This window comes from Pseudonocardia sp. Cha107L01, from assembly GCF_052566575.1.
The window spans coordinates 8,264,392-8,290,238 of record NZ_CP199579.1; the positions used below are offsets into that span (position 1 = coordinate 8,264,392).

Genomic DNA, 25,847 nt, shown 5'->3' on the forward strand with positions numbered 1-25,847 from the left:
TCATACCTCGGGTGCGCCGGCGAGCAGGTGGTAGAGCACGGCCATGCGCACGTGCACCCCGTTGCGTACCTGAGCCAGGATCGCCGCCCTCGGCGAGTCGGCCACCGCCGGGGCGATTTCCATGCCGCGCACCATCGGGCCGGGGTGCAGCACCACGGCGTGCTCGGGCAGCATCGCCAGCCGGCGCTCGGACAGCCCGTACCCGATCGCGTACTCGCGGGACGAGGGGAAGAAGCCGCCGTGCATCCGCTCGGCCTGCACCCGCAGCATCATCACCGCGTCCAGTCCGGGCAGCTCGGCGTCCAGGTGGTGGCCCACCCGGCAGGGCCAGCCGGCCACCCCGACCGGCAGCAGCGTCGGCGGCGCGACGAGCACGACCTCCGCCCCGAGGGTGGCCAGTAGCAACACATTGGAACGGGCCACCCGACTGTGTGTGACATCGCCCACAATGCCGATTCGCCGACCGGAGATCGAACCCAGCCGGTCCCGCAGGGTCGCCGCGTCCAGCAGCGCCTGGGTGGGGTGCTCGTGGGTGCCGTCGCCGGCGTTCACCACGGCCGGCCCGGCGCCCTCCAGCGCGTCCCGGCCGCCCCATGCCGCGAGCCGGTGCGCCGCGCCGGAAGCCGGGTGCCGGATGATCACGCAGTCCGCGCCGGCGGCCGCCAGGGTGGCCGCGGTGTCCCGCAGCGACTCCCCCTTGGACACCGAGGAGCCCTTCGCGCTGACGTTGATCGTGTCCGCGCTCATCCATTTGCCGGCGATCTCGAAGGACACCCTGGTCCGGGTGGAGTCCTCGTAGAAGAGGGTGATGATGGTCCGACCACGCAGCGTGGGCAGCTTGTGGACCTCACGGCCGAGCAGCGCCTGCTTGAGCCGGTCGGCGGTGTCCAGCAGCAGGTTGGCGGTGGCCGCGTCCAGATCACCCGTAGAGAGCAGATGCCTCACTCATGGCCTCCTGGGGCACCGGTCTCCGGATGGTTCTCCTCGCCGGCGCGGCGCAGTAGCACCACGTCCCGGCCGTCGACCTCGGAGAGCAGCACCGCGACCTGCTCGCTACGCGCGGTCGGCACGTTCTTGCCCACGTAGTCGGCCCGGATCGGCAGTTCCCGGTGCCCCCGGTCGACCAGTACGGCGAGCTGCACCGCGCGCGGCCGACCGTGGTCGCGCAGCGCGTCCAGCGCGGCCCGCACGGTGCGCCCGGAGAACAGCACGTCATCCACCAGGATGACCAGCTTGTCGTCCAGGCCACCGCTGGGGATGGAGGTCGGCTCGAGCGAGCGGGCCGGGCGGCGGCGCAGGTCATCTCGATACAGAGTCGCGTCCAGGGTGCCGACGTCGGGCGCCGCGCCGGCGAACTCGGCGATCGCCGCACCCAGCCGGCGGGCCAACGTCGCGCCCCGGGTGGGCAGGCCGAGCAACACCACCTGGTCGGCCTGTCCGGGTCCGTAGGCGGTCTTCTCGATGATCTGATGGGCGATGCGCGCGATCGTGCGGGCGACGTCCGACTCGGTCAGCAGCTCAGTGTCTCGCTCGCTGCCGGTACCGGCCGGTTGGTCGCCGCGCGCGCGCCGGGGGGACGCCACGCGGAAACTCCTCTCCTTCCCCGCCTCACTGGACGGGCCTTAAAGGACTGTCCCTGGGGACGGGCACGACGCTACCAGGGCCGGCCACTCGATCGGGCGGCGCGGGGGGCTTGGCAATCAGCCGACCGGGTGGAGTCAGACACATCCGTGGGCCGCCGTCCAGAGACCAACTTGACCTAGTGACGAAAACGAGCGCATGATTACTCTGCGTATTGATCACAACGCCCCCCGCACCTTCACCTGACGGCTAACTGGGGCAATGCTGAAACGGAGACTCGCCACATGGGCGACTACGCCAAGGCGCTGGGTGCCAAACTCCGCGCCATTCGGCAGCAGCAAGGCTTGTCGCTGCACGGCGTCGAGCAGAAGTCCGGCGGCCGCTGGAAGGCCGTGGTTGTCGGCTCCTACGAGCGAGGCGACCGCGCCGTGACTGTGCAGAAGCTGGCCGAGCTGGCCGACTTCTACGGTGTGCCGGTGGCCGAGCTGCTGCCTGAGGGACGGGTGCCATCCGGCGCCGAGCCCGCCACGAAGATCGTTATCAACCTCGAGCGACTCCAGCAGCTGCCCGCCGACAAGGTCGGCCCCCTTGCCCGCTACGCCGCCGCGATCCAGAGCCAGCGCGGCGACTACAACGGCAAGGTGCTGTCCATCCGGACCGAGGACCTGCGATCCCTGGCGATCATCTACGACATGACGCCCGGTGAGCTCACCGAGCAGCTCGTCGACTGGGGGGTGTTACCCCCCGAAGCCCGTCCGGTCCGCGAGGACTAGAGCCGTGCCCGCCCACGTGTCGTGGCTGCCAGAGCACGACAGGTGGGCGGGACCGCGCCGGCTCAGCGCTCCTGGTCGACCGGCGGGTCGGCGGGCGTGGGGGCCAGCCCCGGTCGCAGGTGCTCCGCGATGTCGGCGATCCGGCCGAGCACCCCGTTCACGAACCGGGGCGAGTCGTCGGTGGACAGCGTCCTGGCCAGCTCGACCGCCTCGGTGATCGCCACCGGGTCGTCGATCTCGTCGATCCAGAGCAGCTCGTAGAGGCCGATCCGCAGCAGTGTCCGGTCGACGGCCGGCATCCGGGCCACCGACCAGCCCTCGGAGTGCTCGGTGAGCAGCTGGTCGATGCGCTCACGGCGCTCGACGACCCCCTCGACCAGCCTCGCGGCGTACTCCGAGACCGGCGGGGCGTCCTCGGTGCCCTGCCGCTCCTTGAGCACGACCAACGGGTCGGCCCCGCGCGCCTCGGACTCGAAGAGGATGTCCAGCGCGCGCTTGCGGGCCTTCGTACGTGCCCTCATGCGAGGTCACCGAGGTCGTTCCTGCTGGCCCTGTTCGCCACTTGCCGGTACATCCCCTTCAGCTGCGCATGGCCGCCGCGCTACAGCGCGAGGAGCTCCTTACCGGTGAGGGTGAGCAGCTCGGCGCCGTCGGGGCGGACCACGAGCGTGTCTTCGATTCGGACACCACCCCGGCCGGCGAGGTAGACACCGGGCTCGACGGTGACCGCCATGCCGGATGCCAGCGTACCGGCGCCGGTGGCCGACAGCGCCGGTGCCTCGTGGATTTCCAGGCCGACACCGTGCCCGAGGCCGTGCGAGAACTCCGGCCCCCGGCCGCCGTCGGTGATGACCGCGCGGGCGGCGGCATCCACGGCAACGACCTCGACACCGACCGCCAGCGCCGCCCGGCCGGCCGCCTGCGCGGCGGCGACCAGCGCGTACAGCTCGCGCTGCCAGTCCGTCGGCCGGCCGAGCACCACGGTGCGGGTCATGTCCGAGTGATAGCCCCCGAGCAGCGCGCCGAAGTCCATCTTGACCAGGTCCCCGGTGGCCAGCACGGCGTCGGTCGGCTGGTGGTGCGGGATCGCCGAGTTCGCGCCGGCCGCGACGATGGTGTCGAACGAGGGACCGTCCGCCCCGTGGCTCCGCATCCGCTGTTCCAGGTCGGCGGCGACGTCCCGCTCGGTCCGGCCGGGGCGCAGGCCGCCGGCCTCGATGACGTCGGCGAGCGCGGCGTCGGCGGCGGCGCAGGCGGCGCGCAGCGCCTCGATCTCCCGGGCGTCCTTGACCGCCCGGAGCTGCTGCACCAGGCCGGGCGCGCGGCACAGCTCAACGCCCTTGCCCTTCTCGGCGGCCACCTCGAGCAGCGCGGCGTGCGCGTCGACGGTGAGGTGCCCGGACTCGAAGCCCAGCCGCCGGATGCCGTCGTTGCCGGCGGCCACCACCAGCACCCGGTCGCAGGCCCGCTCGATGACCCGCCGCACGTCGGGCGCCTCGGCGGCGGCCTGGGTGGTGTAGCGGCCGTCGGTGGCCAACCGGGTGCCCCGCTCACCGGCGGCGGGTACCAGCAGGGCGGCGTTGGAGCCGGTGAACCCGCTCAGGTAGCGGACGTTGACCAGGTCGGTGACCAGCAGGGCGTCCAGCTCGGCGGCGCGCAGCAGCTCGCGCAGCGCGTCCCGGCGGGCGGCGGGTGTCATCCGCCCAGACTAGGGGTCGGCAGGCTCGGGGGGCTCAGTGTGCGTGCTGCAGCAGCGTCGCGGCGTGGTCGGGCACCGAGGTGAACATGTCCCGGGGCGGGCGCTGGTAGCCGCGCTGCGCCGGGCGGGCCGGCAGGGCCAGCTTCGGGGCCTCGACGTGCACGAAGGGCACGCTGGAGAGCAGATGGGCGATCATGTTGATCCGGGCCCGGCGCTTGTCCTCCGCCTCGACCACCGACCAGGGCGCCGCGGCGGTGTCGGTGTGGAAGAACATCTCGTCCTTCGCCCGGGAGTACTCCTCCCACCTGGTCACCGACTGCAGGTCCATCGGGGACAGCTTCCAGCGCCGCATCGGGTCGTCGAGGCGGCCGCGGAACCGGCGCTCCTGCTCGCCGTCGCTGACCGAGAACCAGTACTTGCGCAGCATCACGCCGTCCTCGACCAGCAGCTTCTCGAAGACCGGGGTCTGGTGCAGGAAGCGGCTGTACTCGTCGTCGGAGCAGAACCCCATCACCCGCTCGACGCCGGCCCGGTTGTACCAGCTGCGGTCCAGCAGGACGATCTCGCCGGCGGCCGGCAGGTGCTCGATGTAGCGCTGGTAGTACCACTGGGTGCGCTGGCGCTCGGTCGGCGCCGGCAGCGCGACGATCCGGCACACCCGGGGGTTCAGGTACTCCGACACCCGCTTGATCGCGCCGCCCTTGCCGGCCGCGTCCCGGCCCTCGAAGACCACCACCAGCCGGGCGCCGCTGGTGCGGACCCACTCCTGCATCTCGACGAGCTGACCCTGCAGCCGGAACAGCTCGTCCTCGTAGAGCTGCCTCGGCAGCCGCTTCGGCACGGAGTCGTCGGAGTCGCCGGGGCGGTCCGGGTGCGACTTCTTCTTGCCTGACTTGCTCATCGCTGCCACCTCTGCGCTGCCGTTCCGACCGGCGTCCCTGCTGGCCACCGCTGCCGGCGGTGCTGGCAGGTAACCACGTGATCGCCTCGAGCGCGTCCACCAAGCGGGCGTTGCGCAAAGATGACCTCTTCTCGAGGCACCGGGGACGGCTCATAAGCTGACGGGCATGAGTGACGGCGTGTACTTCCGGCAGCTGCTGTCCGGGCGGGACTTCGCGGTGGGCAACCCGATCGCCACCCAGATGGTCAACTTCAGCTATCTGATCGGCGACGCGGCCCGCCGCGAGGCGGTCGTGGTGGACCCCGCGTACGCGCCGGGCGACCTGCTCGACGTGCTCGCCGCCGACGACATCCGGCTCACCGGTGTCCTGGTCACCCACCACCACCCGGACCACGTGGGCGGCGACCTGATGGGCCACCCGCTGTCCGGGCTGGCCGACCTGCTTGGCCTGTCCCCGGTACCGGTGCACGTCAACCGGAACGAGGCGGAGTGGGTACGGCGTACCACCGGGGTGTCCGCCGCCGACCTCACCGAGCACGAGCACGACGGCGAGGTGCTGGTGGGCGACGTGCCGATCCGGCTGCTGCACACGCCCGGGCACACGCCGGGCAGCCAGTGCTTCCTGGTGGACGGCAAGCTGGTCGCCGGCGACACGCTGTTCCTGCAGGGCTGCGGGCGCACCGACTTCCCCGGCGGCGACCCGGACGCGATGTACACCAGCCTGCGCCAGCTCGCCGAGCTGACCGGCGACCCGATCGTGCACCCCGGGCACCAGTACTCGGCCGAGCCGAAGGCGCCGCTGTCCGAGGTGCGGCGGTCGAACATGGTCTACCGGGCGGACTCGCTGGAGCAGTTCCGGTCGATGTTCGGCTAGGGACCCGGGTTCGGCTAGACGTCGCGGGTGTGGATCTCGTGCTCGGCGATCCAGCGCAGCGCGAGCGGGTACCCGCCGACGCCGAGCCCGACGATCACCCCCGTCGCCACCTCGCTGATGAAACTGTGGTGGCGGAACTTCTCGCGCGTGTGCACGTTGCTGATGTGGACCTCGATCAGTGGGGCGGTGAGCGACGCGCACGCGTCCCGTACGGCGATCGAGTAGTGCGTCCAGGCGCCGGCGTTGAGCACCACCGGGGTGCTGGTGTCGGCCGCCCCGTGCAGCCAGCCCAACATCTCGCCCTCGTGGTCGGTCTGCCGGACCTCGACGGCGAGGCCGAGCTCCTTCCCGGTGCGCACGCACAGCTCGGCCAGCTGGGCGTGCGTGGTGGCGCCGTAGATGAGCGGTTCGCGGGTACCCAGCCGGCCCAGGTTGGGGCCGTTCAGCACCAGCACCGGCAGCGCCCCGGGCTCGCTCACCTCGCCTGCCCCGCGGTCGCCGCGTACGCCGCGGTGAGCAGGTCCGGGCTCGGCCCGTCCAGCCGGCCGGGCTTGGCCAGCCCGTCCAGCACCACGAACCGCAGCTGGCCGGACTTGACCTTCTTGTCCAGCTTCATCGTCTCCAGCAGTTCGGGCAGTGCGTCCGGCGCGTAGCTGACCGGCAGCCCGAGCGCACCGAGCAGCGTGCGGTGCCGGTCGGCGGTGGCACCGTCCAGCCGCCCGGCTGCCCGGCCGAGCTCGGCGGCGAACACCAGCCCGACGCTCACCGCGTCGCCGTGGCGCCAGCGGTAGTCCTCGCGGCGCTCGATCGCGTGCGCCAGGGTGTGCCCGTAGTTGAGCACCTCGCGCAGGTCGGACTCGCGCAGGTCGGCGGACACCACATCGGCCTTGACCTGGATCTTGCGGCGGATCAGCTCGGGCAACACCTCGCCGGCCGGGTCCACGGCGGCGGCCGGGTCGGCCTCGATCAGGTCCAGGATCACCGGGTCCGCGATGAAGCCGCCCTTGACGATCTCCGCCATGCCGGGCAGCAGCTCCGCGGCCGGCAGGGTGTGCAGGGTGTCCAGGTCGACGAGCACGGCGGCCGGCTCGTAGAACGCGCCAACCAGGTTCTTGCCGGCGGCGGTGTTGATCCCGGTCTTACCGCCGACGGCGGCGTCCACCATGCCCAGCAGGGTGGTCGGCACCTGCACCAGCCGGACGCCGCGCATCCAGGTGGCCGCGACGAACCCGGCCAGGTCGGTGACCGCACCGCCGCCGAGCCCGAGCACCGCGTCACCCCGGGTGAGCCCGATCTGACCGCAGATCTCCCAGCAGAAACCGAGCACGCCCAGCGTCTTGGCATCTTCGGCGTCCGGTACCTCGGCACGGTGCGCGTCGATCCCGGCGGCGGTCAGCTGGGCGCGCAGCTCCTCGGCGCGGGCGGCCAGTGGCGCCTGGTGCAGGATCACCGTGCGGGTGGCCCCGCCCAGCGCCCGCCGCAGCTCGTCGGCCGGCAGGCCGCGCCCGATGATCACGTCGTAGGGGCGGTCCGCGCTGACCCGGATGCGCGCCGCGCTGGCGTTCGCGCCGGTCATGACGCCGCCGCCGGCAACGCGTTCAGCACGTCCGCCACCACGTCCGAGGGATCCCGGCCACTGGTCACCACCGTCGCGCTGGCGACCGACTCGTAGACCGGGCGGCGCTCGGTGAGCAGCTGGCGCAGATGCGCCCTCGGGTTCGGCAGCAGCCACGGGTGCAGCGGCAGCAGACCCTCGCGCCGCAGCAGGTTGTCCAGGTCGACGTCCAGGAACACCACCGCGCGGCCGGCCAGCAGCTCTGCCGCGCCGGGCGCGGTCGGCGTGCCGCCACCGAGCGCGAGCACCCCGCCGAAGGTGTCCAGCAGGGCGCGCAGCGCCTCGACCTCGAGCTCCTGGAACCGCTCCCGGCCGAGCTCGACCACCAGCTCGCCGGCCTCCAGGCCGTGCGCATCACGGAGGTCGTCGTCGAGGTCCTTGAAGCCCACCCCGAGCCGCTCAGCGACCCGCCGGCCCACCGTGCTCTTCCCTGACCCGGGCGGCCCCACCAGGATCAGCGCCGGTTTGGTCATATCTACCACCCCCACAGCGTATCGAGTGCCCACGAGCGGGTTGCCGCATCACCCGAGGTGCCCTGGCGATACGCGGTACCGCCGTCGCTCCGGGACGCCGCGGCTCCGGGACGCCACTCGGCGTGTTGTTACCGAGCTGCACAGGAGGCAGGCCGCGAGCGCCGAAAACCTGTCTGGAGTGCAGCTCGGTAACAACAGGCGCGCCGGTGTGCCGCGCCCGCCCGATGTGTGCCGCGCCTGCCCGATGTGTGCCGCGCCTGCCCGATGTGTGCCGCGCCCGCCCGGTCTGTGCCGCCCGATGGCCGCGCCCCCGGGTATGTGCCGCGCCCGCCCGATGTGTGCCGCGCCCGCCCGATCTGTGCCGCGCCCGCCCGGTCTGTGCCGCCCGATGTGCCGCGCCCGCCGGTATGTGCCGCGCCGGCCCCGTGTGCCGCCCGATGTGCCGCGCCCGCCCGGTCTGTGCCGCGCCCGCCCGGTCTGTGCTGCCCGATGTGCCGCGCCCGCCTGGCGTGCTGGGAAGCCCGACTCGGTGTGCTGGGAGGCCCGACTCGGTGTGCTGGGAGGCCCGACTCGCGCGGCATTCGCTGGCGGCTCGGGGCGGCGAGGCTAGCGACTCGCGGGAGTCGGCCGGGCCGGCGCCGGGGTGGCGGCGCTCTCGCGTACGGCTTCGCGCTGCAGCGCTCGGGCCGCCCAGCGCATCACGTCGACGGCCTCCGCCTCGCCGAGCCCGCAGGCATCCCGCGCGGACACCATCGCCTCGACACCGCACACCAGCATGGTGGACATGACCAGTCGGCGGTGCTGGTCGGCGGGCAGTACCTCCGCCAGCGGCGCGAGCGCGAGCTCGACCGACTCCAACCGGTGGCTGCCCCGGATCGGCACCCGGTCGCGCTCCGGCACGTCGACCCGGGACAGCCAGCGCTCCAGGACCGCCTTCAGGACCGACCGCCACAGCGCCTCGTTCTCGAACTGGAAGTCGGTGATCGTTCTGACCAGCGCGTCTATCCGGTCCTCGGGATCTTCGGGGAGGGTGGCGAGCACGGCGTCGATCTTCGGCTGGGCCTCGCGGGTGGCCATCTCCAGCGTGAGGACCTGGGTGTTGGGGAAATACCGGTAGGCGGTGGCGGGTGAGACCAGCGCCGCCTCGGCCACCTCGGTCATCGTCGGCGAGTGGCCCTGCTGACTGAGCTCGACCGCCGCGTCGACCAGCGCGCGCCGGGTTCGCTGTTTCTGGTTGGCCCGGCCCGTCGTGAGGGAATTGTCTTGACGTGAGAGAGCCATCTCATGACGATAACACCCTCGCACTGACGCTCTGAGGGGATACAAGGACATGCAACCTGCCGAGATGGACGAGATCATGGGGCGGCACTACGCCGCGGAGGCGGCGCACGACCTGAATGCGCTGATGGCAACGCTGACCGACGACGTGATCCACGACGTGGTCGGCCACCCGACCCCGATCCTGCGGGACCCGGAGGCGATCAAGGCGCGCTACACCGAGTTGTTCGCCGATCTGGGGGACGAGCAGGTGGAGCCGCTCCGTCGGCTCTACGGCAACGACTTCATCGTCGACGAGGCCATGGTCACCGCGCGGGCCACCGGGATGATGCTCGGCATCCCCGGCGACAACCGCCAGGTGACCTTCCGGCTGATGCACGTCTGCGAGTTCCGGGACGGCGGGATCAGCCGGGAGAACGTCTGGATGGACGTGGGCGCACTCATGCAGCAGCTGACCGCGCCGGCGCAACCGGTGGAGTCGGCGGCGCCCTGACCTGGAGCGGCAGTCAGCTCAGCCAGCCCGATCGGCGGTCGGATCGAGGGGGGTCGCCGGCCGGGCTGGCCGGCGGCTCACCCCGGCCGTCGGGTCAGCTCAGCGCTCGAGCTTCTCGGCGGCGGCGGCGAGATAACCGCGCACGTTGCGGGCGGTCTCGGCGATCGAGTCGCCACCAAACTTCTCCAGCGCCGCGTCGGCCAGGATCAGCGCCACCATGGCCTCGGCCACCACGCCGGCGGCCGGCACCGCGCACACATCGGACCGCTGGTGGATGGCCTGCGCCGCCTCGCCGGTGGCGATGTCGACCGTCTGCAGCGCGCGGGGCACGGTGGAGATCGGCTTCATCGCGACCCGGACCCGGACCGGCTCGCCGTTGGTCATGCCGCCCTCGATCCCGCCGGCGCGGTTGCTCAGCCTGGTCACCGGGGCACCGGGCACCATCTCGTCGTGCGCCGCGCTGCCCCGCCGCCGCGCGGTGCGGAAACCGTCGCCGATCTCAACGCCCTTCATGGCCTGGATGCCCATCAGCGCCCCGGCCAGCCGCGCATCCAGCCGCCGGTCGGAATGCACGTAGCTGCCCACCCCGACCGGCATCCCGTACGCGATCACCTCGACCACGCCGCCCAGGGTGTCGCCCTCGCGCTGGGCGGCGTCGACCTCGGCCACCATCGCCTCGGTGGCCGACTCGGTGTACGCCCGCACCGGACTGGCGTCCACCCGCTCCAGGTCGCCAGGGCCGGGCAGCTCGCCATCCGGCGCCTCGACGGTCCCCAGCTCGACCACGTGGGACACGATGTCGACACCGAGGCCCTGACGCAGGAACGCCTTCGCCACCGTGCCCAGCACCACCCGGGACGCGGTCTCCCGGGCACTGGCGCGCTCCAGCACGGGCCGGGCGTCGTCGAAGCCGAACTTGGTCATGCCGGCCAGGTCGGCGTGGCCAGGGCGGGGCCGGGTGAGCGGGGCGTTGCGGGCCCGGTTCTCGATCAGCTCGGGATCGACCGGGTCGGCGGACATCACCGTCTCCCACTTCGGCCACTCGGTGTTGCCGATCCGGACCGCGACCGGGCCGCCCTGCGTCAGGCCGTGCCGGAGCCCGCCAATGACCTCGAGCTCGTCGGCCTCGAACTTCATCCGGGCACCCCGGCCGTAACCCAGCCGGCGGCGGGCCAGCTCGGCGGCCAGCTCCTTGGTGGTGATCTCCACACCGGCCACCATGCCCTCGAGCACCGCGACCAGCGCCGGACCGTGCGATTCACCCGCGGTTATCCAACGCAACACGACTAAATCCTCTCACGCGCCGACCAGCGGGCCACCGGTGCCGGCGGCGGCGAGCACCAGCCACCCGGCCGCGAGCATGGCTGGACCGTGTGGCACCCCGCCGGCCCACCCACCGCCGGCGGCGCGCGCCCCGGGCGGACCGGCTCTGACCGACACCGTCCGCCCCCACACCGTGCTACTGAGCCCCGCCCTGACCTGCACAGCCCACCTCAGCACCGCCCGACCCAGCGCCACCCCGACCGTGAGCAGCGAGGCCAGCAGCGCGCCCACCAGCACCGCTGAGAGGGACAGCGCACCCAGCGCCGCGCCCAGCCCGGCGGCGAGCTTCACATCACCGGCGCCCAGCGCGCCCGGGGCGAGCACCCGCACCGCGAGGTACCCGCCGGCCAGCACCCCGGCGCCGAGCACCGCCCTCAGCACCGCCGCACCGCCCAACGGCACCGCGAGCAGCAGCGCCGCCGGCAGCGCCGGCAGGGTCAGCGCATCCGGCAGCCGCCCGTGCAGCACGTCGACCGTGCCGGCCGCCACCGCCAACCAACCGAGCCCGAGCAGCAGCGGCAGCAGCGCCGGATCCAGCCGGCCGGCGGCCCACCAGCAGCCGCTCGCCGCCCACAGCGTGCCGACCAGCAGCTCGCAGTACGGCGGCGGGACCACCGCACCGCGCCGCAGGTGCCCGAGTAGCCAGCGGGCCAGCGCGCCGGCCAGCATGCCGAGCCCGCCGAAGAAAACCAGATGTGCCATGTCCCGAGCGTGCCCGGGCCGCCGGTCGCGGTGCCGGCGATGAGCCGCGGTCTGTGGACAACTCAGGGTGCTGGGGACAACTCGACCCGTCGGCGGTGCCGGCAACGCCGGGATGTCCGACCGCTCCGCTACCGTGCCGCCGGCACCGCCTGGGCCGAACCACCCGGGCCGCCCAGGACGGAACCACCGGGTCCGGCCGCGTCTGAGCCGCGCTCGCCCGCCGAACCCGAACCCGAACCGCACAGCACCCGGGACAGGGCCACCGGGTCGGTACCCAGTGCGACCAGCAGCCAGCCGGGGCCGGCCAGCTCGTGCCGGGCCCAGCGCAACCCGGCGCACTCCCCCACCGGCGGCCCGCTCGCCAGGGCGGCCGCCAACGGTCCGCCCAGCAGGCCCGATGCCGCACCAGGCAGCGCCGACGCCGCCGACACCGCCGTGCCGGCGCCGAGCACGGTGCCGACCAGCCGCTGCCCGCCGGTGCCGGCCGGGCCGGTGAGCGCCGGATCCGCGCCGTCCAGCAGCGTCGTGTGCCGGACCAGCGCCGCTCCCGCGTAGTCCGCCGCGAGCACCCCCCGGTACCGCCCGCCGCGCTGCCCGTGCCGGCCGAGCTGTACCTGTTCCCGGACCACGGCGGCGGCGCCCTCGGCCAGCGTCAGCCGGAACGTGGCGTGCAGCTCGGCGCCGTCGCACACCACGGTGGGTTCGGGCAACCAGTGCAGCCGGGCACCCTCGTCGAGTTCCGCGATGACCGTCCAGGACGCCGGCCCGGAACCCGGACGGCCGCGCTGGGCCACCGTCGCGGCCGCCGTGGCCACGGTCAGCTCGGTGCCGGCGGCCAGCCGGATGCGCAGTTCGAGCTGGTCACCGCCGAGCGGGCCACCGGCGGCCTGCACCAGGTGCACCCTGGCCGGACCGGTGCGGCGCAGCACGACCGGTGCCTCGGCCCGCCAGCGGATCCGCTGCCCGGGCGCGACGTCCAGCTCGCCGGCCGCCTTCACCCGACCAGCACGGCCCGGCGCTCGCGCACCCACCGCACCACGTCCGGCACGTCGGGCCGCTCGCGCAGCGAGGTGAACAGCGTCGGCCGGCCGTCCCGGACCCGCTCCGCGTCGGCTCGCATGACCTCCAGGTCGGCGCCGACCAACGGGGCCAGGTCCACCTTGTTGATCACGAGGAGGTCGGACCGGATCACCCCGGGCCCACCCTTGCGGGGCACCTTGTCCCCGCCGGCCACGTCCACCACGAAGATCTGCGCGTCGATCAGGCCGTAGCTGAAGGTGGCGGTCAGGTTGTCCCCGCCGCTCTCCACCAGTACCAGTTCCGGGTCGTGCGCCTCGATCAGCTCCTCGACGGCCGCCAGGTTGGCGGTGATGTCGTCGCGGATCGCGGTGTGCGGGCAGCAGCCGGTACGTACCGCCCTGATCCGGTCGTCGGGTAGCACGGCGTGGCGGCGCAGGAATTCGGCGTCCTCCTCCGTGTAGATGTCGTTGGTCACCACCACCACGGAGAGCTCGTCGCGCAGCTGCGCGCACAGCGCCGCGACCAGCGCGGTCTTGCCGCCGCCGACCGGGCCGCCGATGCCGATCCGGAACCCGCGGCGCGGTCCGGCGGGCAGCGTACCGGCGAAATGATCATGACTGATGTTGTCAAGATGCAAAGAGGGTCACCTCCGAGGTGTGGTGCAGTTCGGCCAGAATCTCCGGCAGCGGGGTGGCATCCGAGGGCAGCAGGTCCGGGTCGGCGGCGGCCACCGCCAACGCGGCGGCTCCGCAGGCCTGTGCGGCCACCCGGTCGGCCAGCGGGGCGAGCGACGCCTGCACCGCGGCAGCCCCCAGCGGGTCGAGCCCGAGCAGCCGGACGGCGGCCGACGCGGCGCCGCCGGCCAGGTGGTGCAGTGCCAGCGCGGCCGCCTGTCCTGGGTCCGCACCGGCCGCGGCCGCCGCTGCGCCGAATACCAGCGGCTGGTGCGGGCGCCCGAATGCGGCGAGCTCCCGCAGCGGCGGGTACGCCGGCCAGGCCCGCCCCGAGGTTCGCAGCAGGGCCACGCCCTGGGCCCGGGACGCCTCGCGCAGCGCCGCCGACGGGGTACGCGCATCCAGCGCCGCATCCCAGGAGCTCCACCCTCGTGAGTGGCGAGTGGTCCCCTGAGACCACTCGCCACTCACGGGGATGCCAGGGGCGGCAGTGCTCAGGGTCGCGGCGGCCGCCGCGAAGGAGGCGGCCACCAGGCCGGCGGTGCGGAGCCGGGCGTCCAGGAACAGTGCCAGGTCGTCGGTGCTGGTCAGCAGGCCGCGGTCGACCAGCGCCTCGACACCGCCGGAGTGCCCGTGCCCGCCGGCCGGCAGCCGCGAGTCGGCCAGCAACAGAAGCCCCGCGAGCCTCACCACCGAACCCACCCAGCGCACCGCGCCCACCGAGCCCGCCCAGCCCACCGCGTCGACGGCAGGCGCCAACCGGCTAGTCGGAACGAACTGGCCAGCTCCGCCATCAGAACAGCCATCAGCTCAGCCATCAGAACAGGAAGTAGCGCTGGGCCATCGGCAGCTCCACCTGCGGCGCCTCCTCCGCCACCTCGCCGTCGATCCGCACGGTGAACGTCTCCGGGTCCACCTCGATCCGGGGCAGCGCGTCGTTGTTCGGCAGGTCGGCCTTGCGCACGCCGCGGGTGTCCTTCGTCGGCACCAGCCGCCGCCGCACCGCGAGCCGGTCGGCCAGATCGGAGCCGTCGGACAGCGCGCCCGGGGCCACGAAGTGCACCGACGTGTCGGAGGCGCCCTCCGGCGAGGCCCCGAACATCGGCCGGGGCAGCACCGGCTGCGGGGTCGGGATGGAGGCGTTCGCGTCGCCCATCGCGGCCCAGGCGATGAAGCCGCCCTTGATCACCAGCGAAGGCCGGACCCCGAAGAACGCGGGCTGCCAGAGCACCAGGTCGGCCAGCTTGCCGACCTCGATCGAGCCGATCTCACCGTCGAGGCCGTGCGCCACCGCCGGGCAGATCGTGTACTTGGCGACGTAGCGCATCGCCCGGTGGTTGTCCGCCGCGCCGTCGCCGGGCAGCGCGCCCCAGCGCTTCTTGCCCACGTGCGCGGTCTGCCAGGTGCGCAGGATGACCTCGCCGACCCGGCCCATCGCCTGGCTGTCCGAACCGATCATGGAGATGGCGCCGAGGTCGTGCAGCAGGTCCTCGGCGGCGATGGTGGACGGGCGGATCCGGCTCTCCGCGAACGCCAGGTCCTCCGGCACCGACGGCTTGAGGTGGTGGCAGACCATCAGCATGTCGAGGTGTTCGGCCAGCGTGTTGACGGTGTGCGGCCGCGTCGGGTTGGTGGAGCTGGGCAGCACGTACGGCTCGCTGGCCACGGTGATGATGTCCGGCGCGTGCCCGCCGCCGGCGCCCTCGGTGTGGTACGCGTGGATGCCCCGCCCGGCGATCGCGGCCAGCGTGTCGGCCACGTAGCCGGCCTCGTTGAGGGTGTCGGTGTGGATGGCCACCTGGACGCCGGTCTCGTCGGCCACGCGCAGGCAGGCGTCGATCGCGGCCGGCGTGGAGCCCCAGTCCTCGTGCAGCTTGAAGCCGGACGCGCCGTTGGCGACCTGTTCGCGCATCGCGTCGAGCCCGACGGTGTTGCCCTTGCCCAGCAACGCCACGTTCAGCGGCAGCGAGTCCATCGCGCGCAGCATCCGGGCCAGGTACCAGGCGCCCGGGGTCACCGTGGTCGCCTTGGTGCCGTCGGCCGGCCCGGTGCCGCCGGCGATCCAGGTGGTCACCCCGGAGCCGATCGCCTCGGGCGCCTGCGTCGGGCTGATCAGGTGGACGTGGCAGTCGACCGCGCCGGCGGTCAGGATGAGCCTGTTGCCGGCGATGATCTCGGTGCTCGGGCCGATGACCAGCGCGGGGTCGATGCCGTCCATGATGTCCGGGTTGCCGGCCTTGCCCAGCCCGACGATCCGGCCGTCGCGCACCCCGATGTCGGCCTTGATCACGCCCCAGTAGTCCAGCACCAGCGCGCCGGTGATCACCAGGTCCGGCGCCCCCTCGGCGCGCGAGGTTCGGGACTGGCCCATCGACTCGCGGATCACCTTGCCGCCGCCGAAGACGACCTCGTCACCGCCGCGCGGCCCCTGGCAGCGGTCCTCGGTGACCTCGATCAGCAGGTCGGTGTCGGCGAGGCGGACCCGGTCACCGACCGTCGGCCCGTACAGCTCGGCGTAGCGCGCCCGGTCGATCTCCCAGCTCATGCGTCACCCTCCGAAAACGACGCCTCCGAAAGCGACGCCGACGACGGCGCCTCCGGCAGCCTCAGCCCGGGCACCGTCGCGGTACCCCCGAGCGGGGTCAGCGCGACCACCCGCTGCACCCCCGGCTCGAACCGGACCGCGGTGCCGGCCGCAACCGCGAGCCGCCGCCCGTGGGCCGCCGCGCGGTCGAACGACAGCGCCGGGTTGACCGCCGCGAAGTGGTAGTGCGACCCGACCTGCACCGGTCGGTCCCCGGTGTTCACCACGGTGAGCTCCAGGGTCTCCCGGTCCACCAGCACCGGCTCGGCGGCCAACAGGTACTCCCCCGGCACCACCGGGTCGGCCCCGCTCGCCGAGCCCGCAACGGCGCCACTCAACGGATCGGCGCCGCTCACTGGATCGGCCGGTGCACGGTGACCAGCTTGGTGCCGTCCGGGAACGTCGCCTCGACCTGCACCGAGGTGACCATCTCGGGCACACCGTCCATCACGTCGTCGCTGGTCAGCACGTGCTGGCCGGCGGCCATCAGGTCGGCGACCGAACGCCCGTCCCTGGCCCCCTCCAGTACGTAAGAACTGATCACCGCGACCGCCTCGGGGTAGTTCAGCCGCAGGCCGCGGGCCCGACGCTCGTCCGCCAGGCGGGCCGCCAGGTGCAACAGCAACCGCTCCTGCTCATGCGGGGACAACAGCAACGCGATCTCCCTTCGCCGCCGGGAACGCTAAGCAGCGGCTGTCACGGTGAGATTTCCGCGGTGTTACGGCAGCGCGCGCTCCGACGTCCCCACACCAGATCCGTGCGGCGATCATGCACTACCGCCCCACCGGCCACGCCCGGGTGGCGCCCGCCGGACCTGCCGGACGAGGGAGCAAACCTGTCCATTCCGGGGGATACCCGGGACCCCGGGCCGGCCCTAGAGTTCTTCCACCGCCGGCCTGCCAGGCCTCAGGTCTCCCCCAAGAGCCCTGCCGTCCCCAGCGGCGGGCCGGCGGTCCAGAGCGTGTCCCGCGGATCATCCGGCCGGCTGAGATCCACGGGACACGCTCCAACGCAGCGGCCGCCAGCGCGTGGTCGCGTGCCTTGGGGCTGGCGTAGGCCTTCAGGTGCCGGGCGCGCCCCATCAGCACCATGTCGATGACCCGGTACGCGAACGCCGAGGAGTGCGCCTGCGGCACGTAGCCGACGGCGCCGCCGGCCTCGACCGTGCCGCCGGTCGGGGTGAGCAACCCGGCCGCACACCGCAGCAGGGTCGTCTTGCCGCGCCCGTTCGGGCCGAGCACCGCCACCACGCTGCCCGGTGCCACGGTCAGGCTGACGTCCCGGAAGACCCACTGGCCCGGGGTGAACGCGAGACTCACCTCGCCGATCTCAAGCATCGGACCAGGCCCCACCGCACCGGCCACGATCGCGGCCACCGCGGCCAGCAGCAGCCACCGCAGCCGCTCGCGCCCTGACCCCCCGCGAGTCGGGGCTCTCAGCACACCGAGTCGGAGCTCTCAGCACACGGGTGGGGGTGGGGGTGGTCGTGCCCCCGCGCCGACCACCCCAGCCCGCTCGCTAGCGCCCGGCCACCGGCGAGCGCGCCACGGTCGGCGCCGCCAGGGCGACCGGGCCGTCGGCCGGCGTCTTGCACTGGTCACCACAGGTGCTGTTCAGGCTGCAGCACAGCGAGCACACCACGCCGCCCTCGGTGACCGGGCAGGCCGCCAGGTCGGGCCGCTCGTAGTCGGTGTCGCACGCCCCGCAGTGCCCGATCGCCACCGAGAGCGTGCCGTTCCCGTCCAGCATCGGCGGCTGGAGCTTGTCCTCCCGCGCCAGGTAGTACCTGCCCTTGGTGGCCACGCACAGCACCGGGGACAGCACGAACGCGATGACCAGCGCCAGGAACGGCGAGTAGGCCGCCATCAGCGCGCCGAACGCCCCGAAGAAGGCCAGGATTGAGAACACCGAGGCGATCACCATGGAGCCGAACCCGACCGGGTTGACCGACCGCAGGTGGGCCCGCTTGAACTCGATGTAGGACGGGCTCCAGCCCATCGGCTTGTTGATCACCAGGTCGGCCACCACCGCGCCGATCCAGGCGATCGCCACGTTCGAGTAGAAGCCCAGCACCGCGTTCAGGAACCCGAACACGCCGAACTCCATCAACGCCAGCGAGATCCCCACGTTCAGGAAGATCCAGACCACCCGGCCGGGGTGCGCGTGCAGCACCCGGGAGAAGAAGTTCGACCAGGACAGCGACCCGGAGTAGGCGTTCGTGACGTTGATCTTGATCTGGGACAGCACCACGAAGAACACCGCGACCGGCAGCACCGCCCAGATGGGCAGCACCAGCCCGAGGCCATGGGTGAACTGCTGGATCGGCTCGACGGCGGCGGCCTTGCCCACCTCGTCCAGGATCCAGACCGCGAGCAGCCCGCCGGCGATCTGCTTGACCGCGCCCAGGATCACCCAACCCGGCCCGGCGGAGAGCACCGCACCCCACCAGCTCCAGCGGTTCGCCGCGGTGAGCGGCGGCATGAAGCGCAGGTAGTCGACCTGCTCGCCGATCTGCGCGATCAGCGAGAGGGCGACACCGGCAGCCAGCCCGACACCGAGCAGGTGCACGCCGGAATCACCGGACGGGCCGGCGAAGGAGACGAACTTCGAGTACGCGTCAGGATGCTGCGCGGCCAGCGCGATCAGCGGCGCCACGAAGATGACCAGCCAGATCGGCTGGGTCCAGGCCTGCAGCTTGGTCAGTGCCTTCATGCCGTAGATGACGATCGGGATGACCATCAGCGAGGTGATCAGGTAGCCGATCGGCAGCGGGATGTGCAGCCCCAGCTCGAAGGCCTGCGCCATGATCGAGCCCTCGAGTGCGAAGAAGATGAAGGTGAAGCTCGCATAGATCAGCGAGGTGAGCGTCGAACCGAAGTAGCCGAAGCCGGCGCCCCTGGTCAGCAGGTCCATGTCCAGCGCGTACTTCGCCGAGTAGTAGGCGATCGGGATGCCGGTGACGAAGATGACCGCCGCCGCCAGCAGGATGCCGACCAGCGCGCTCGGTGCGCCGTTGGCCAGCACGATCGAGGATCCGATCGCGTAGTCGGCCAGGTAGGCGATGCCGCCGAGCGCGGTGGAGGCCACCATGACCGGTGCCCAGCGGCGGAAAGTGGTGGGTGCGAACCTCAGGGAGTAGTCCTCGATCGACTCCCTGGCGGCCCAGCGCCGGAATCGCGCGCCGCCGCCACGCGAGTTGACGATGGTCGCGTCAGTGCTTTCTGTCATCGCATCGCTCATCAGTGCCTCCAGGCAGGCCGCCAAGGCGTGCCACGGTCAGGTGAACGAGGCGACAGTAAGGAGCACCCGTGACACCGAAGTGACCTCGTGTAACAACCAACAACATGTTTGCGGTTGGTGTGCGCTGCGCCAGGCGACCGATGGCGCGGCTGGCAGAGCGACTAGCGTGAGCCGACTCCGCCGGCCGCCGGGGTGCTCGGGGACGCGAGTGCGGCGGCCATCGCGGCCCTCGGCGCCGGGCGCCCGGTGAACTGCTCCACCTGCCCGAACGCCTGGTGCAGCAGCATGTCGAGGCCGGTGGCCAGTTGCCCGCCAGCCTCGGCGATCGCCGTGGCCATCGCCGTCGGCCACGGGTGGTACGCCACGTCGAGCACGAACGCGGCGCGGGCGGCGGCCGGCGCGCAGTCGTCGGCCACCCCGGGCGGCACCGTGCTGACCACCAGGTCCACCCCGTCCACCCCGGGCAGCCGGGGATCCCAGCCGATCACCTGGGCGGCCAGCCCGAACCGGCCGGCGACCGCGATCGTGCCGGCGGCCCGCTCCGGGGTGCGCACCATGAGGGTGACGTGCTCGATGCCGAGCTCGGCGAGCCCGGCGACGGCGGCGTCCGCGGTGGCCCCGGCGCCGATCACCAGCGCCCGGCCGGACCGCGCGCCCGGCCAGCCGCGTCCGGTGAGCGCCCCGGTCACCCCGTCGATGTCCGTGCAGTCCGCCCGCCAGGCCCCGTCCGGCAGCCGGACCAGTGTGTTCGCCGCACCGACCGCTACAGCTCGCTCGGTGCGCAGGTCGGCGCGCGCCAGTGCGGCCCGCTTGCCGGGCATGGTCACCGACAGCCCGACCCACTCCGGGCCCAGCCCGTCCACCAGCCCGGGCAGCGCCGCCTCGTCGCACTCGATCGCGTCGTAGCGCCAGCCGTCGAGCCCCAGTGCCGCGTACGCGGCCCGGTGCAGCGCCGGCGAGCGGGAGTGCCCGACCGGCGAACCCAACACCGCCGCCCGCCTGGGCCCCGGCTCGGCCGCCACCTCAGAACGCCCCGGCGGAGATCGCGGCGCTGACGTTGCGCTGATGCTCCGGCAGCGTGGTCGCGAAGCACGACGTGCCGTCCTTCTGGCAGCGCACGAAGAACATCCACGGGCCGGCATCGGGGCGCAGCGCGGCCTGGATGGCCCGCTGGCCCGGAGCGCCGATCGGCGTGGGCGGCAGCCCGTAGTTGAGGTAGCTGTTGTACGGGCCGGCGCTGTGTCGCGCCCCGTCGCTGGTGCGCACCGACTGCAGGTCCAGCGGGTAGTTGACGGTGGAGTCCAGCTCGAGGCGGACCCGGTCACCGAGCCGGTTGTAGAGCACCTGGGCGATCTTGCCGAAGTCCGGCGTGATGCCCTCCTTCTCCACCAGCGAGGAGATCACCAACAGCTGGTACGGGCTGAACTTGCTCTGCCCGGCCATCGAGGTGACCCCGAGCGCCTCGTACTGGGCGACGGAGCTGGTCACCAGGGTGCGCAGGATGTCCTGGGCGGAGCTGCCGGGGCGCACGTCGTAGCGGCCGGGCGCGATCAGCCCCTCCAGCCGGCGTCGCGGGTCCGCCTTGGCGACGTCGCTCAGCGCCCAGCCCGGTACCCCGAGCTGGCTCGGTGCGGTGGTCGCCATCGCGTTGTCGAGCTGCTCCGCGCTCACGCAGGTGCTCGCGCCGTTCAGCGTGGTGCAGCTGGCCCTGGAGATCAACGACAGCGCGCCGGGGGTCACCGTGCCGTCCGGACCTCGGGTGTCGTCCAGCTGGACCCCACCCTTGATCTCCAGTTGCCCGACCCGCGACGCCGGGTCGAGGATCAGCCCGACCGCGTCCGCACCGGACATCTGCAGCCGCAGCCGGTAGTAACCCGGTTGCACGGACCGGGCCCGGGACTCGTCGTCGGCGGCCGCGCTGGTGAAGGCCTTCGCGCTGCGCACCACGTCCTGCGCGGCCAGTTCGACGGCGATGGCCCTGGTCGTGTCGCCCGAGTTGACCTGCACGATCACGTCGCCCCGGCCGGGGCCGTCATAGTCCGGCGCGGCGAACAGGGACTGGTAGAGCAGGTAGGCGCCGACCCCCACGATCGCGGCGAACCCCGCGAGGACCAGCAGCGGGCCACGCCAACGACGCCGGCCCGAACCCGGCGGGCCGGGGCCGTCGCGACCGGCCGCCGGCGACGGACCCCGCGCGCCGGAAAGGTCCGCACCGCTCGGCTGGACCGGTCGATGGCGGACCTGCTCGTTCGCCCGGTCCCGACCGTTCGCCCGGTTCGGTCCGTGAGCCCGGTCCTGGCCGTTTGCGCGGTTCGGTCCGTTCGCCCGGTTCGGGTCGTTCGCCCAGTTCGGGTCGCTCTCCCGAGGCGGGCCGGGTCGGGCGACCTCCGGGTCGTCCGTACGCGCCCAGCCCCGGACCGCCGCCAGCGGCTGCGTCTCGTAGTCCCGTTCAGCGCCGTAGTCCCGTTCAGCGCCGTAGTTCGGGTCGGCGCCGTGGTCCGGCTCGGCGCCGTAGTCCGGTTCAGCGCCGTGGCCAGGCTGGCCCGGGGCACCGCGCCCGGGGCGGTCCCACGGGGGGCCGCCCGGTCTGGAGTCCACCCCGGTCACCCGCCGCCGACCGTGCGCCGGGAATCCAACCAACCCTGCAGGATCTCCACGGCGGCGGCCTGGTCGATGACCGAGCGCTGCTTGCGCCCACGCACACCGCGCTCGCGCAACGCCCGGGTGGCGACCACGGTGGACAGCCGCTCGTCGGACATCTGGATCGGCACCGACAGGTGGCCGGCGAGCAGTTCGACGTACTGCCGGGCGGCCGCCGCGGCTGGGCCTTCCCGGCCCGCGAGCGTGCGGGGCAGCCCAACCACCACCTCTACCACCTCGTACTCGACGACGAGCTCAGCCAGCTGACGGAGGTCAGAACCGTCCCTCTCGTCCCGTCGGAGAGTAACCAGCGGGGTCGCCAAAAGCCCACCCGGGTCGCTGAGGGCAACCCCCACCCGGACCGAACCGACATCGACCCCGAGCCGCCGACCTGGCTGGCTCACCCCGAGGCACGCGCGCCGGCCGCGGCCCCGCCGTCCCGGAGCGCGGCGCGCAACGCGGTTACCGCCTGCGGTACGCCGGCCGGGTTGGTCCCGCCGCCCTGGGCGAGCTCGGCCTTGCCGCCGCCTCGGCCACCGATCGCGGCCGCGAACGAGGGCACCAGCTTGCCGGCCGCGAGGCCATCGCGACGGGCCGCCTCTGTGGTCGCCACCACAAAGGAGAGCTTGTCGCCGGCCGAGCTGAACAGCGCGACCACGCCCGGCCTGGTGCCGAGCCTGCCGCGCACGTCGCTGGCCAGCGCGCGCAGGTCGTTGCCCGGCACGCCGTCCGGCGCGGCGGCCGCCACCAGGAGGACGCCATCGATGTCCTCGGCGCCGGCGGCCAGCGCGCCGGCCGAGGCGAGCACCGCTTCCTCGCGGTGCTTCTCCAGGTCGCGCTCGGCGTTGCGCAGCCGCTCGACCAGCCCGGAGATCCGGTCCGGCAGGTCCTCCGGGCGCGACTTGAGCTGGTCGGCCAGCTGCGAGACGAGCAGGTGCTCCTTCGACATGTACTGGAACGCGTCGAGCCCGACCAGCGCGTCGACCCGGCGCACGCCGGACCCGATGGAGGCCTCGGACAGCACCTTGACCAGCCCGAGCTCACCGGTGCGCGCGACGTGGGTGCCACCGCAGAGCTCGCGGGAGTACTCACCCATGTCGACCACCCGGACCCGGTCGCCGTACTTCTCGCCGAACAGCATCATCGCGCCGAGCTTGCGGGCCTCGTCCATGGAGGTCTCGTACGCCTCCACCTCGCGGTTCTCCTGCAGGACCGTGTTGACCTCGTCCTCGATGTCGCTGAGGGCGGCCGGCGCCACCGCACCGGTCGGCGAGGTGAAGTCGAACCGCAGCCGCCCCGGCGCGTTGAGCGAACCGGCCTGCGCGGCGGAGGTGCCGAGCGCGTTGCGCACGCCGGCGTGCACCAGGTGGGTGGCGGTGTGCGCACGGGAGATGGCGGCGCGGCGCCCCTTGTCGACCTCGGCCACCACGGAGGCGTCCAGGGTCACGGTGCCGGCGGTGACCACACCGCGGTGCACCCGCAACCCGGCGACCGGCGACTGCACGTCGTCGATCCGCACCGTGAAGTCGCCGCCGCGCAGCACCCCGGTGTCGGCCTGCTGGCCACCGGCCTCGGCGTAGAACGGCGTGCGGTCCAGCACGACCTGCACGACCGAGCCCTCCGAGGCGGCCGCGACCGACTGGTCGTCGACGAGCAGCCCGACCACGGTGGCCTCGGCGCTCAGCGTGGTGTAGCCGAGGAAGTCGGTGACGCCGTGCATGTCCAGCACGGCGCGGAACACCGAGGCGTCGGTGTGCCCGACCTTGCGGGCGGCGGCATCCGCCTTGGCCCGGTTGCGCTGCTCGTTCATCAGCGTCCGGAACCCGTCCCCGTCCACGGACAGGCCGGCCTCGCCGGCCATCTCCAGGGTCAGGTCGATCGGGAAGCCGTAGGTGTCGTGCAGCGCGAACGCCTGGTCACCGGGCAGCTGGGTGCCGCCGGCCTTCTTGGTCCGCTCGACCGCGAGGTCGAAGATCCGCGAGCCCGAGGTCAGCGTCTGCAGGAATGCCTCCTCCTCGGCGCGCATCACCGCGGAGATCCGCTCGAAGCCGGTCGCCAGCTCCGGGTAGGACGGTGCCATCTCGTCGCGGACCACCTCGGCGAAGGCGCCGAGCACCGGCTCGTGCACACCGAGCAGCCGCGCCGACCGGACGATCCGGCGCAGCAGCCGACGCAGCACGTAGCCGCGCGCCTCGTTGGACGGCGTGACGCCGTCACCGATGATCATCACGCCGGACCGGGCGTGGTCGGCGATCACCCGGAACCGGACGTCGTCCTCGTGGTCCGCCCCGTAGCGCCGCCCGGACAGCTCCTCGGCGCGGGCGATCACCGGGCGGACCAGGTCCGTCTCGTACACGTTCGCGACACCCTGCAGCAGGTAGGCGACGCGCTCGATGCCCATCCCGGTGTCGATGTTCTTGTTGGGCAGCTCACCGATCGGCGGGTACCCGTACTTGGGGCTCTGCGGACCCCGGATGTCCTGCATGAAGACCAGGTTCCAGATCTCCAGGTACCGGTCCTCGTCGACCACCGGGCCACCGTCGCGGCCGTGCTCGGGGCCCCGGTCGTAGTAGATCTCCGAACACGGGCCGCCGGGGCCGGGCACGCCCATGTCCCAGTAGTTGTCCTTGCCGTCACGGCGCTGGATGCGTTCCTGCGGCAGGCCGGCGATCTGTTGCCAGAGCCGGATCGCCTCGTCGTCGGTCTCGTAGACGGTGACCCAGATGCGGTCGGGGTCGAAGCCGTAGCCGCCGGCGTCCTGCGACCCGGTGACCAGGTTCCAGGCGTGCTCGATCGCCCCGGCCTTGAAGTAGTCGCCGAAGGAGAAGTTCCCGGCCATCTGGAAGAACGTGTTGTGCCGGGTGGTCTTGCCGACCTCGTCGATGTCACCGGTGCGCACGCACTTCTGGATCGACGTGGCACGCGGGTACGGCGGCGGCGCGTCACCCAGGAAGTACGGCTTGAACTGCACCATCCCCGCGTTCACGAACAGCAGCGTCGGGTCGTCCAGGATGAGCGAGGCACTGGGGACCCGGGTGTGTCCGGCGTGAACGAAATGATCGGTGAAACGGCGGCTGATCTCGTGGGTTTCCACGGTGGCACTCTCTTGAGGTCGGTCTAGCTGGCGGTACGGATAGGGACGGCACGGCTGGTACGCGACTGTGCCGGGTCAGAGCTGCAACGGGGCAACGCCGACAGCACAAGCGTAGGCGGCAGAATCGAGGCTAACCCCGATCTCCCGCCCCGGGCGCTCGCCGCTGGGCCGGTTGCCCGGCGCTCGACATTCCGGGCAGTGGCTGGCCGGTGCGCTGCTCGACCATGTCGGTGAGCTCGTGCTCACGCTCCGACATGCCAGCACGCACCTCGGCGCCGAACGAACCGATCGCGGCGGCCAGCTCACGCAGACCGTCGCCCACCTGCTCGCCGACACCGGCCGGGGTGAGCCGCTGGGCTGCCTCGGCGGCCTTGCGGGTGAGGATCACCCCGGTTGCCACGCCGAGGCCCAGCCAGAACAGCCGCTTCATTACTTGGCGCTCCGCCGCCGGGACCGTCGGGACTTCTCCCCGCCGCTCTTGCTGGCCTTGCGCGCCCTGATCGCCTTCGACACTCCGTAGGAGAACGCGGCGGTCTTCACCAGCGGGCCGCCCATGGTGGCGGTGAACAGCGAGGTCAGGGCCGAGACGTTGCCCGTCACCGAGCGCGCGTTGGTGGTGATCCCGTCGACCCGCTGCAGCTGGGTGTTCACGTGGGTGATGGTGCGGTCCGCGTTCTGCAGCAGTGGGGCGCTGCCCTCGTGCGTCTTGCGGATCGCGATGGTCGCCTCGTCCAGCGTGCGACCGAGCTTGATCAGCGGAATCGCCAACAGCACGACCAGCAACACAAAGGCGCCAGCGGCGATCAACGCGGCAATCTGCCCTGCCGACATGGCGCGCCTCCCCCAGTTCGGGTCAGTCAATAATCCAAGCAGGCCAGCCGTA

The 25,847-nt window shown here is 72.6% G+C and carries 28 protein-coding genes; 3 read left to right on the forward strand and 25 right to left on the reverse strand.

Annotated elements, in window-relative coordinates:
- The gene (locus ACTXG6_RS38975; RefSeq protein WP_445184324.1) at nucleotides 1–945 is read right to left on the reverse strand and encodes an aspartate carbamoyltransferase catalytic subunit; all 945 of its coding nucleotides are present in this window, start codon (nucleotides 943–945) and stop codon (nucleotides 1–3) included.
- On the reverse strand, nucleotides 942–1,583 hold the full coding sequence (pyrR, locus tag ACTXG6_RS38980) for a bifunctional pyr operon transcriptional regulator/uracil phosphoribosyltransferase PyrR (RefSeq protein ID WP_445184325.1): 642 nt from the start codon (nucleotides 1,581–1,583) through the stop codon (nucleotides 942–944). Before pyrR ends, ACTXG6_RS38975 begins: the two co-directional genes overlap by 4 nt.
- A 282-nt stretch (nucleotides 1,584–1,865) precedes the next feature.
- On the opposite strand from pyrR, the gene bldD reads away from it, so the two are divergent.
- Nucleotides 1,866–2,354 (forward strand): transcriptional regulator BldD, encoded by a 489-nt coding sequence (bldD, locus tag ACTXG6_RS38985; RefSeq protein ID WP_445184326.1) that lies wholly within the window; start codon nucleotides 1,866–1,868, stop codon nucleotides 2,352–2,354.
- A 62-nt stretch (nucleotides 2,355–2,416) separates the two neighbouring features.
- Here bldD and nusB read toward each other — a convergent pair whose 3' ends face one another.
- From nusB to ppk2, 3 genes are all read right to left on the reverse strand, one after another.
- Nucleotides 2,417–2,875 carry a transcription antitermination factor NusB gene (nusB, locus tag ACTXG6_RS38990; protein ID WP_445184327.1) on the reverse strand — a complete coding sequence of 153 codons (459 nt, stop codon included), beginning with the start codon at nucleotides 2,873–2,875 and terminating at the stop codon, nucleotides 2,417–2,419.
- 80 nt (nucleotides 2,876–2,955) lie between these two features.
- A complete protein-coding gene (locus tag ACTXG6_RS38995; protein WP_445184328.1) occupies nucleotides 2,956–4,053 on the reverse strand; it encodes a M24 family metallopeptidase in 1,098 nt (365 codons plus the stop codon).
- Between the two features lie 34 nt (nucleotides 4,054–4,087).
- A complete protein-coding gene (gene ppk2 / locus ACTXG6_RS39000) occupies nucleotides 4,088–4,954 on the reverse strand; it encodes a polyphosphate kinase 2 (RefSeq protein ID WP_445184329.1) in 867 nt (288 codons plus the stop codon).
- A gap of 166 nt (nucleotides 4,955–5,120) precedes the next feature.
- Here ppk2 and ACTXG6_RS39005 point away from each other — a divergent pair, with 166 nt between their 5' ends.
- A complete protein-coding gene (locus tag ACTXG6_RS39005) occupies nucleotides 5,121–5,828 on the forward strand; it encodes an MBL fold metallo-hydrolase (protein ID WP_445184330.1) in 708 nt (235 codons plus the stop codon).
- Between the two features lie 14 nt (nucleotides 5,829–5,842).
- Here ACTXG6_RS39005 and aroQ read toward each other — a convergent pair whose 3' ends face one another.
- From aroQ to ACTXG6_RS39025, 4 genes are all read right to left on the reverse strand, one after another.
- Nucleotides 5,843–6,289, reverse strand: a complete 447-nt coding sequence (aroQ, locus tag ACTXG6_RS39010) for a type II 3-dehydroquinate dehydratase (RefSeq protein WP_445190232.1) — start codon at nucleotides 6,287–6,289, stop codon at nucleotides 5,843–5,845.
- Between the two features lie 14 nt (nucleotides 6,290–6,303).
- A complete protein-coding gene (gene aroB, locus ACTXG6_RS39015) occupies nucleotides 6,304–7,404 on the reverse strand; it encodes a 3-dehydroquinate synthase (RefSeq protein WP_445184331.1) in 1,101 nt (366 codons plus the stop codon).
- Complete coding sequence (locus ACTXG6_RS39020) at nucleotides 7,401–7,916, reverse strand: shikimate kinase (RefSeq protein WP_445184332.1); 516 nt, start codon at nucleotides 7,914–7,916, stop codon at nucleotides 7,401–7,403. Before ACTXG6_RS39020 ends, aroB begins: the two co-directional genes overlap by 4 nt.
- A gap of 606 nt (nucleotides 7,917–8,522) precedes the next feature.
- Nucleotides 8,523–9,197, reverse strand: coding sequence for a TetR/AcrR family transcriptional regulator (locus ACTXG6_RS39025; RefSeq protein WP_445184333.1), 675 nt, complete (start codon nucleotides 9,195–9,197; stop codon nucleotides 8,523–8,525).
- Nucleotides 9,198–9,246: 49 nt separating this feature from the next.
- Between ACTXG6_RS39025 and ACTXG6_RS39030 the strand changes: the two genes are divergently transcribed.
- The gene (locus ACTXG6_RS39030; RefSeq protein WP_445184334.1) at nucleotides 9,247–9,687 is read left to right on the forward strand and encodes an ester cyclase; all 441 of its coding nucleotides are present in this window, start codon (nucleotides 9,247–9,249) and stop codon (nucleotides 9,685–9,687) included.
- A 99-nt stretch (nucleotides 9,688–9,786) separates the two neighbouring features.
- Here ACTXG6_RS39030 and aroC read toward each other — a convergent pair whose 3' ends face one another.
- The 16 genes from aroC to ACTXG6_RS39110 form a co-directional block, all read right to left on the reverse strand.
- Nucleotides 9,787–10,971 carry a chorismate synthase gene (aroC, locus tag ACTXG6_RS39035; RefSeq protein WP_445184335.1) on the reverse strand — a complete coding sequence of 395 codons (1,185 nt, stop codon included), beginning with the start codon at nucleotides 10,969–10,971 and terminating at the stop codon, nucleotides 9,787–9,789.
- Between the two features lie 12 nt (nucleotides 10,972–10,983).
- Nucleotides 10,984–11,712: a prepilin peptidase gene (locus ACTXG6_RS39040; RefSeq protein ID WP_445184336.1), complete on the reverse strand. Its 729-nt coding sequence runs from the start codon at nucleotides 11,710–11,712 to the stop codon at nucleotides 10,984–10,986.
- Nucleotides 11,713–11,840: 128 nt separating this feature from the next.
- The gene (locus tag ACTXG6_RS39045) at nucleotides 11,841–12,710 is read right to left on the reverse strand and encodes an urease accessory protein UreD (protein WP_445184337.1); all 870 of its coding nucleotides are present in this window, start codon (nucleotides 12,708–12,710) and stop codon (nucleotides 11,841–11,843) included.
- Nucleotides 12,707–13,369, reverse strand: coding sequence for an urease accessory protein UreG (gene ureG, locus ACTXG6_RS39050; RefSeq protein WP_445184338.1), 663 nt, complete (start codon nucleotides 13,367–13,369; stop codon nucleotides 12,707–12,709). The genes ACTXG6_RS39045 and ureG overlap by 4 nt, the downstream gene beginning before the upstream one ends.
- On the reverse strand, nucleotides 13,359–14,165 hold the full coding sequence (locus ACTXG6_RS39055; protein ID WP_445184339.1) for an urease accessory protein UreF: 807 nt from the start codon (nucleotides 14,163–14,165) through the stop codon (nucleotides 13,359–13,361). Before ACTXG6_RS39055 ends, ureG begins: the two co-directional genes overlap by 11 nt.
- 58 nt (nucleotides 14,166–14,223) lie before the next feature.
- Nucleotides 14,224–15,951 carry an urease subunit alpha gene (locus tag ACTXG6_RS39060; protein ID WP_445184340.1) on the reverse strand — a complete coding sequence of 576 codons (1,728 nt, stop codon included), beginning with the start codon at nucleotides 15,949–15,951 and terminating at the stop codon, nucleotides 14,224–14,226.
- Nucleotides 15,948–16,283, reverse strand: coding sequence for an urease subunit beta (gene ureB / locus ACTXG6_RS39065; protein ID WP_445190233.1), 336 nt, complete (start codon nucleotides 16,281–16,283; stop codon nucleotides 15,948–15,950). Before ureB ends, ACTXG6_RS39060 begins: the two co-directional genes overlap by 4 nt.
- A 59-nt stretch (nucleotides 16,284–16,342) precedes the next feature.
- The gene (locus ACTXG6_RS39070) at nucleotides 16,343–16,645 is read right to left on the reverse strand and encodes an urease subunit gamma (RefSeq protein WP_445184341.1); all 303 of its coding nucleotides are present in this window, start codon (nucleotides 16,643–16,645) and stop codon (nucleotides 16,343–16,345) included.
- 118 nt (nucleotides 16,646–16,763) lie between these two features.
- Complete coding sequence (locus tag ACTXG6_RS39075) at nucleotides 16,764–17,432, reverse strand: ATP-binding cassette domain-containing protein (protein ID WP_445184342.1); 669 nt, start codon at nucleotides 17,430–17,432, stop codon at nucleotides 16,764–16,766.
- Between the two features lie 76 nt (nucleotides 17,433–17,508).
- A complete protein-coding gene (locus ACTXG6_RS39080) occupies nucleotides 17,509–19,218 on the reverse strand; it encodes a purine-cytosine permease family protein (RefSeq protein ID WP_445184343.1) in 1,710 nt (569 codons plus the stop codon).
- 173 nt (nucleotides 19,219–19,391) lie between these two features.
- Nucleotides 19,392–20,252 carry a shikimate dehydrogenase gene (locus ACTXG6_RS39085; RefSeq protein ID WP_445184344.1) on the reverse strand — a complete coding sequence of 287 codons (861 nt, stop codon included), beginning with the start codon at nucleotides 20,250–20,252 and terminating at the stop codon, nucleotides 19,392–19,394.
- A 1-nt stretch (nucleotide 20,253) separates the two neighbouring features.
- Nucleotides 20,254–21,828, reverse strand: a complete 1,575-nt coding sequence (locus ACTXG6_RS39090) for an endolytic transglycosylase MltG (RefSeq protein ID WP_445184345.1) — start codon at nucleotides 21,826–21,828, stop codon at nucleotides 20,254–20,256.
- 5 nt (nucleotides 21,829–21,833) lie between these two features.
- A complete protein-coding gene (gene ruvX / locus ACTXG6_RS39095) occupies nucleotides 21,834–22,274 on the reverse strand; it encodes a Holliday junction resolvase RuvX (protein ID WP_445184346.1) in 441 nt (146 codons plus the stop codon).
- Nucleotides 22,271–24,964: an alanine--tRNA ligase gene (gene alaS / locus ACTXG6_RS39100; RefSeq protein ID WP_445184347.1), complete on the reverse strand. Its 2,694-nt coding sequence runs from the start codon at nucleotides 24,962–24,964 to the stop codon at nucleotides 22,271–22,273. The genes ruvX and alaS overlap by 4 nt, the downstream gene beginning before the upstream one ends.
- A gap of 130 nt (nucleotides 24,965–25,094) precedes the next feature.
- Entirely contained in the window at nucleotides 25,095–25,394 is a 300-nt protein-coding gene (locus ACTXG6_RS39105) for a hypothetical protein (protein WP_445184348.1), read from the reverse strand.
- Nucleotides 25,394–25,795: a DUF948 domain-containing protein gene (locus ACTXG6_RS39110; protein WP_445184349.1), complete on the reverse strand. Its 402-nt coding sequence runs from the start codon at nucleotides 25,793–25,795 to the stop codon at nucleotides 25,394–25,396. The genes ACTXG6_RS39105 and ACTXG6_RS39110 overlap by 1 nt, the downstream gene beginning before the upstream one ends.
- Between the last annotated feature and the right edge of the window lie 52 nt (nucleotides 25,796–25,847).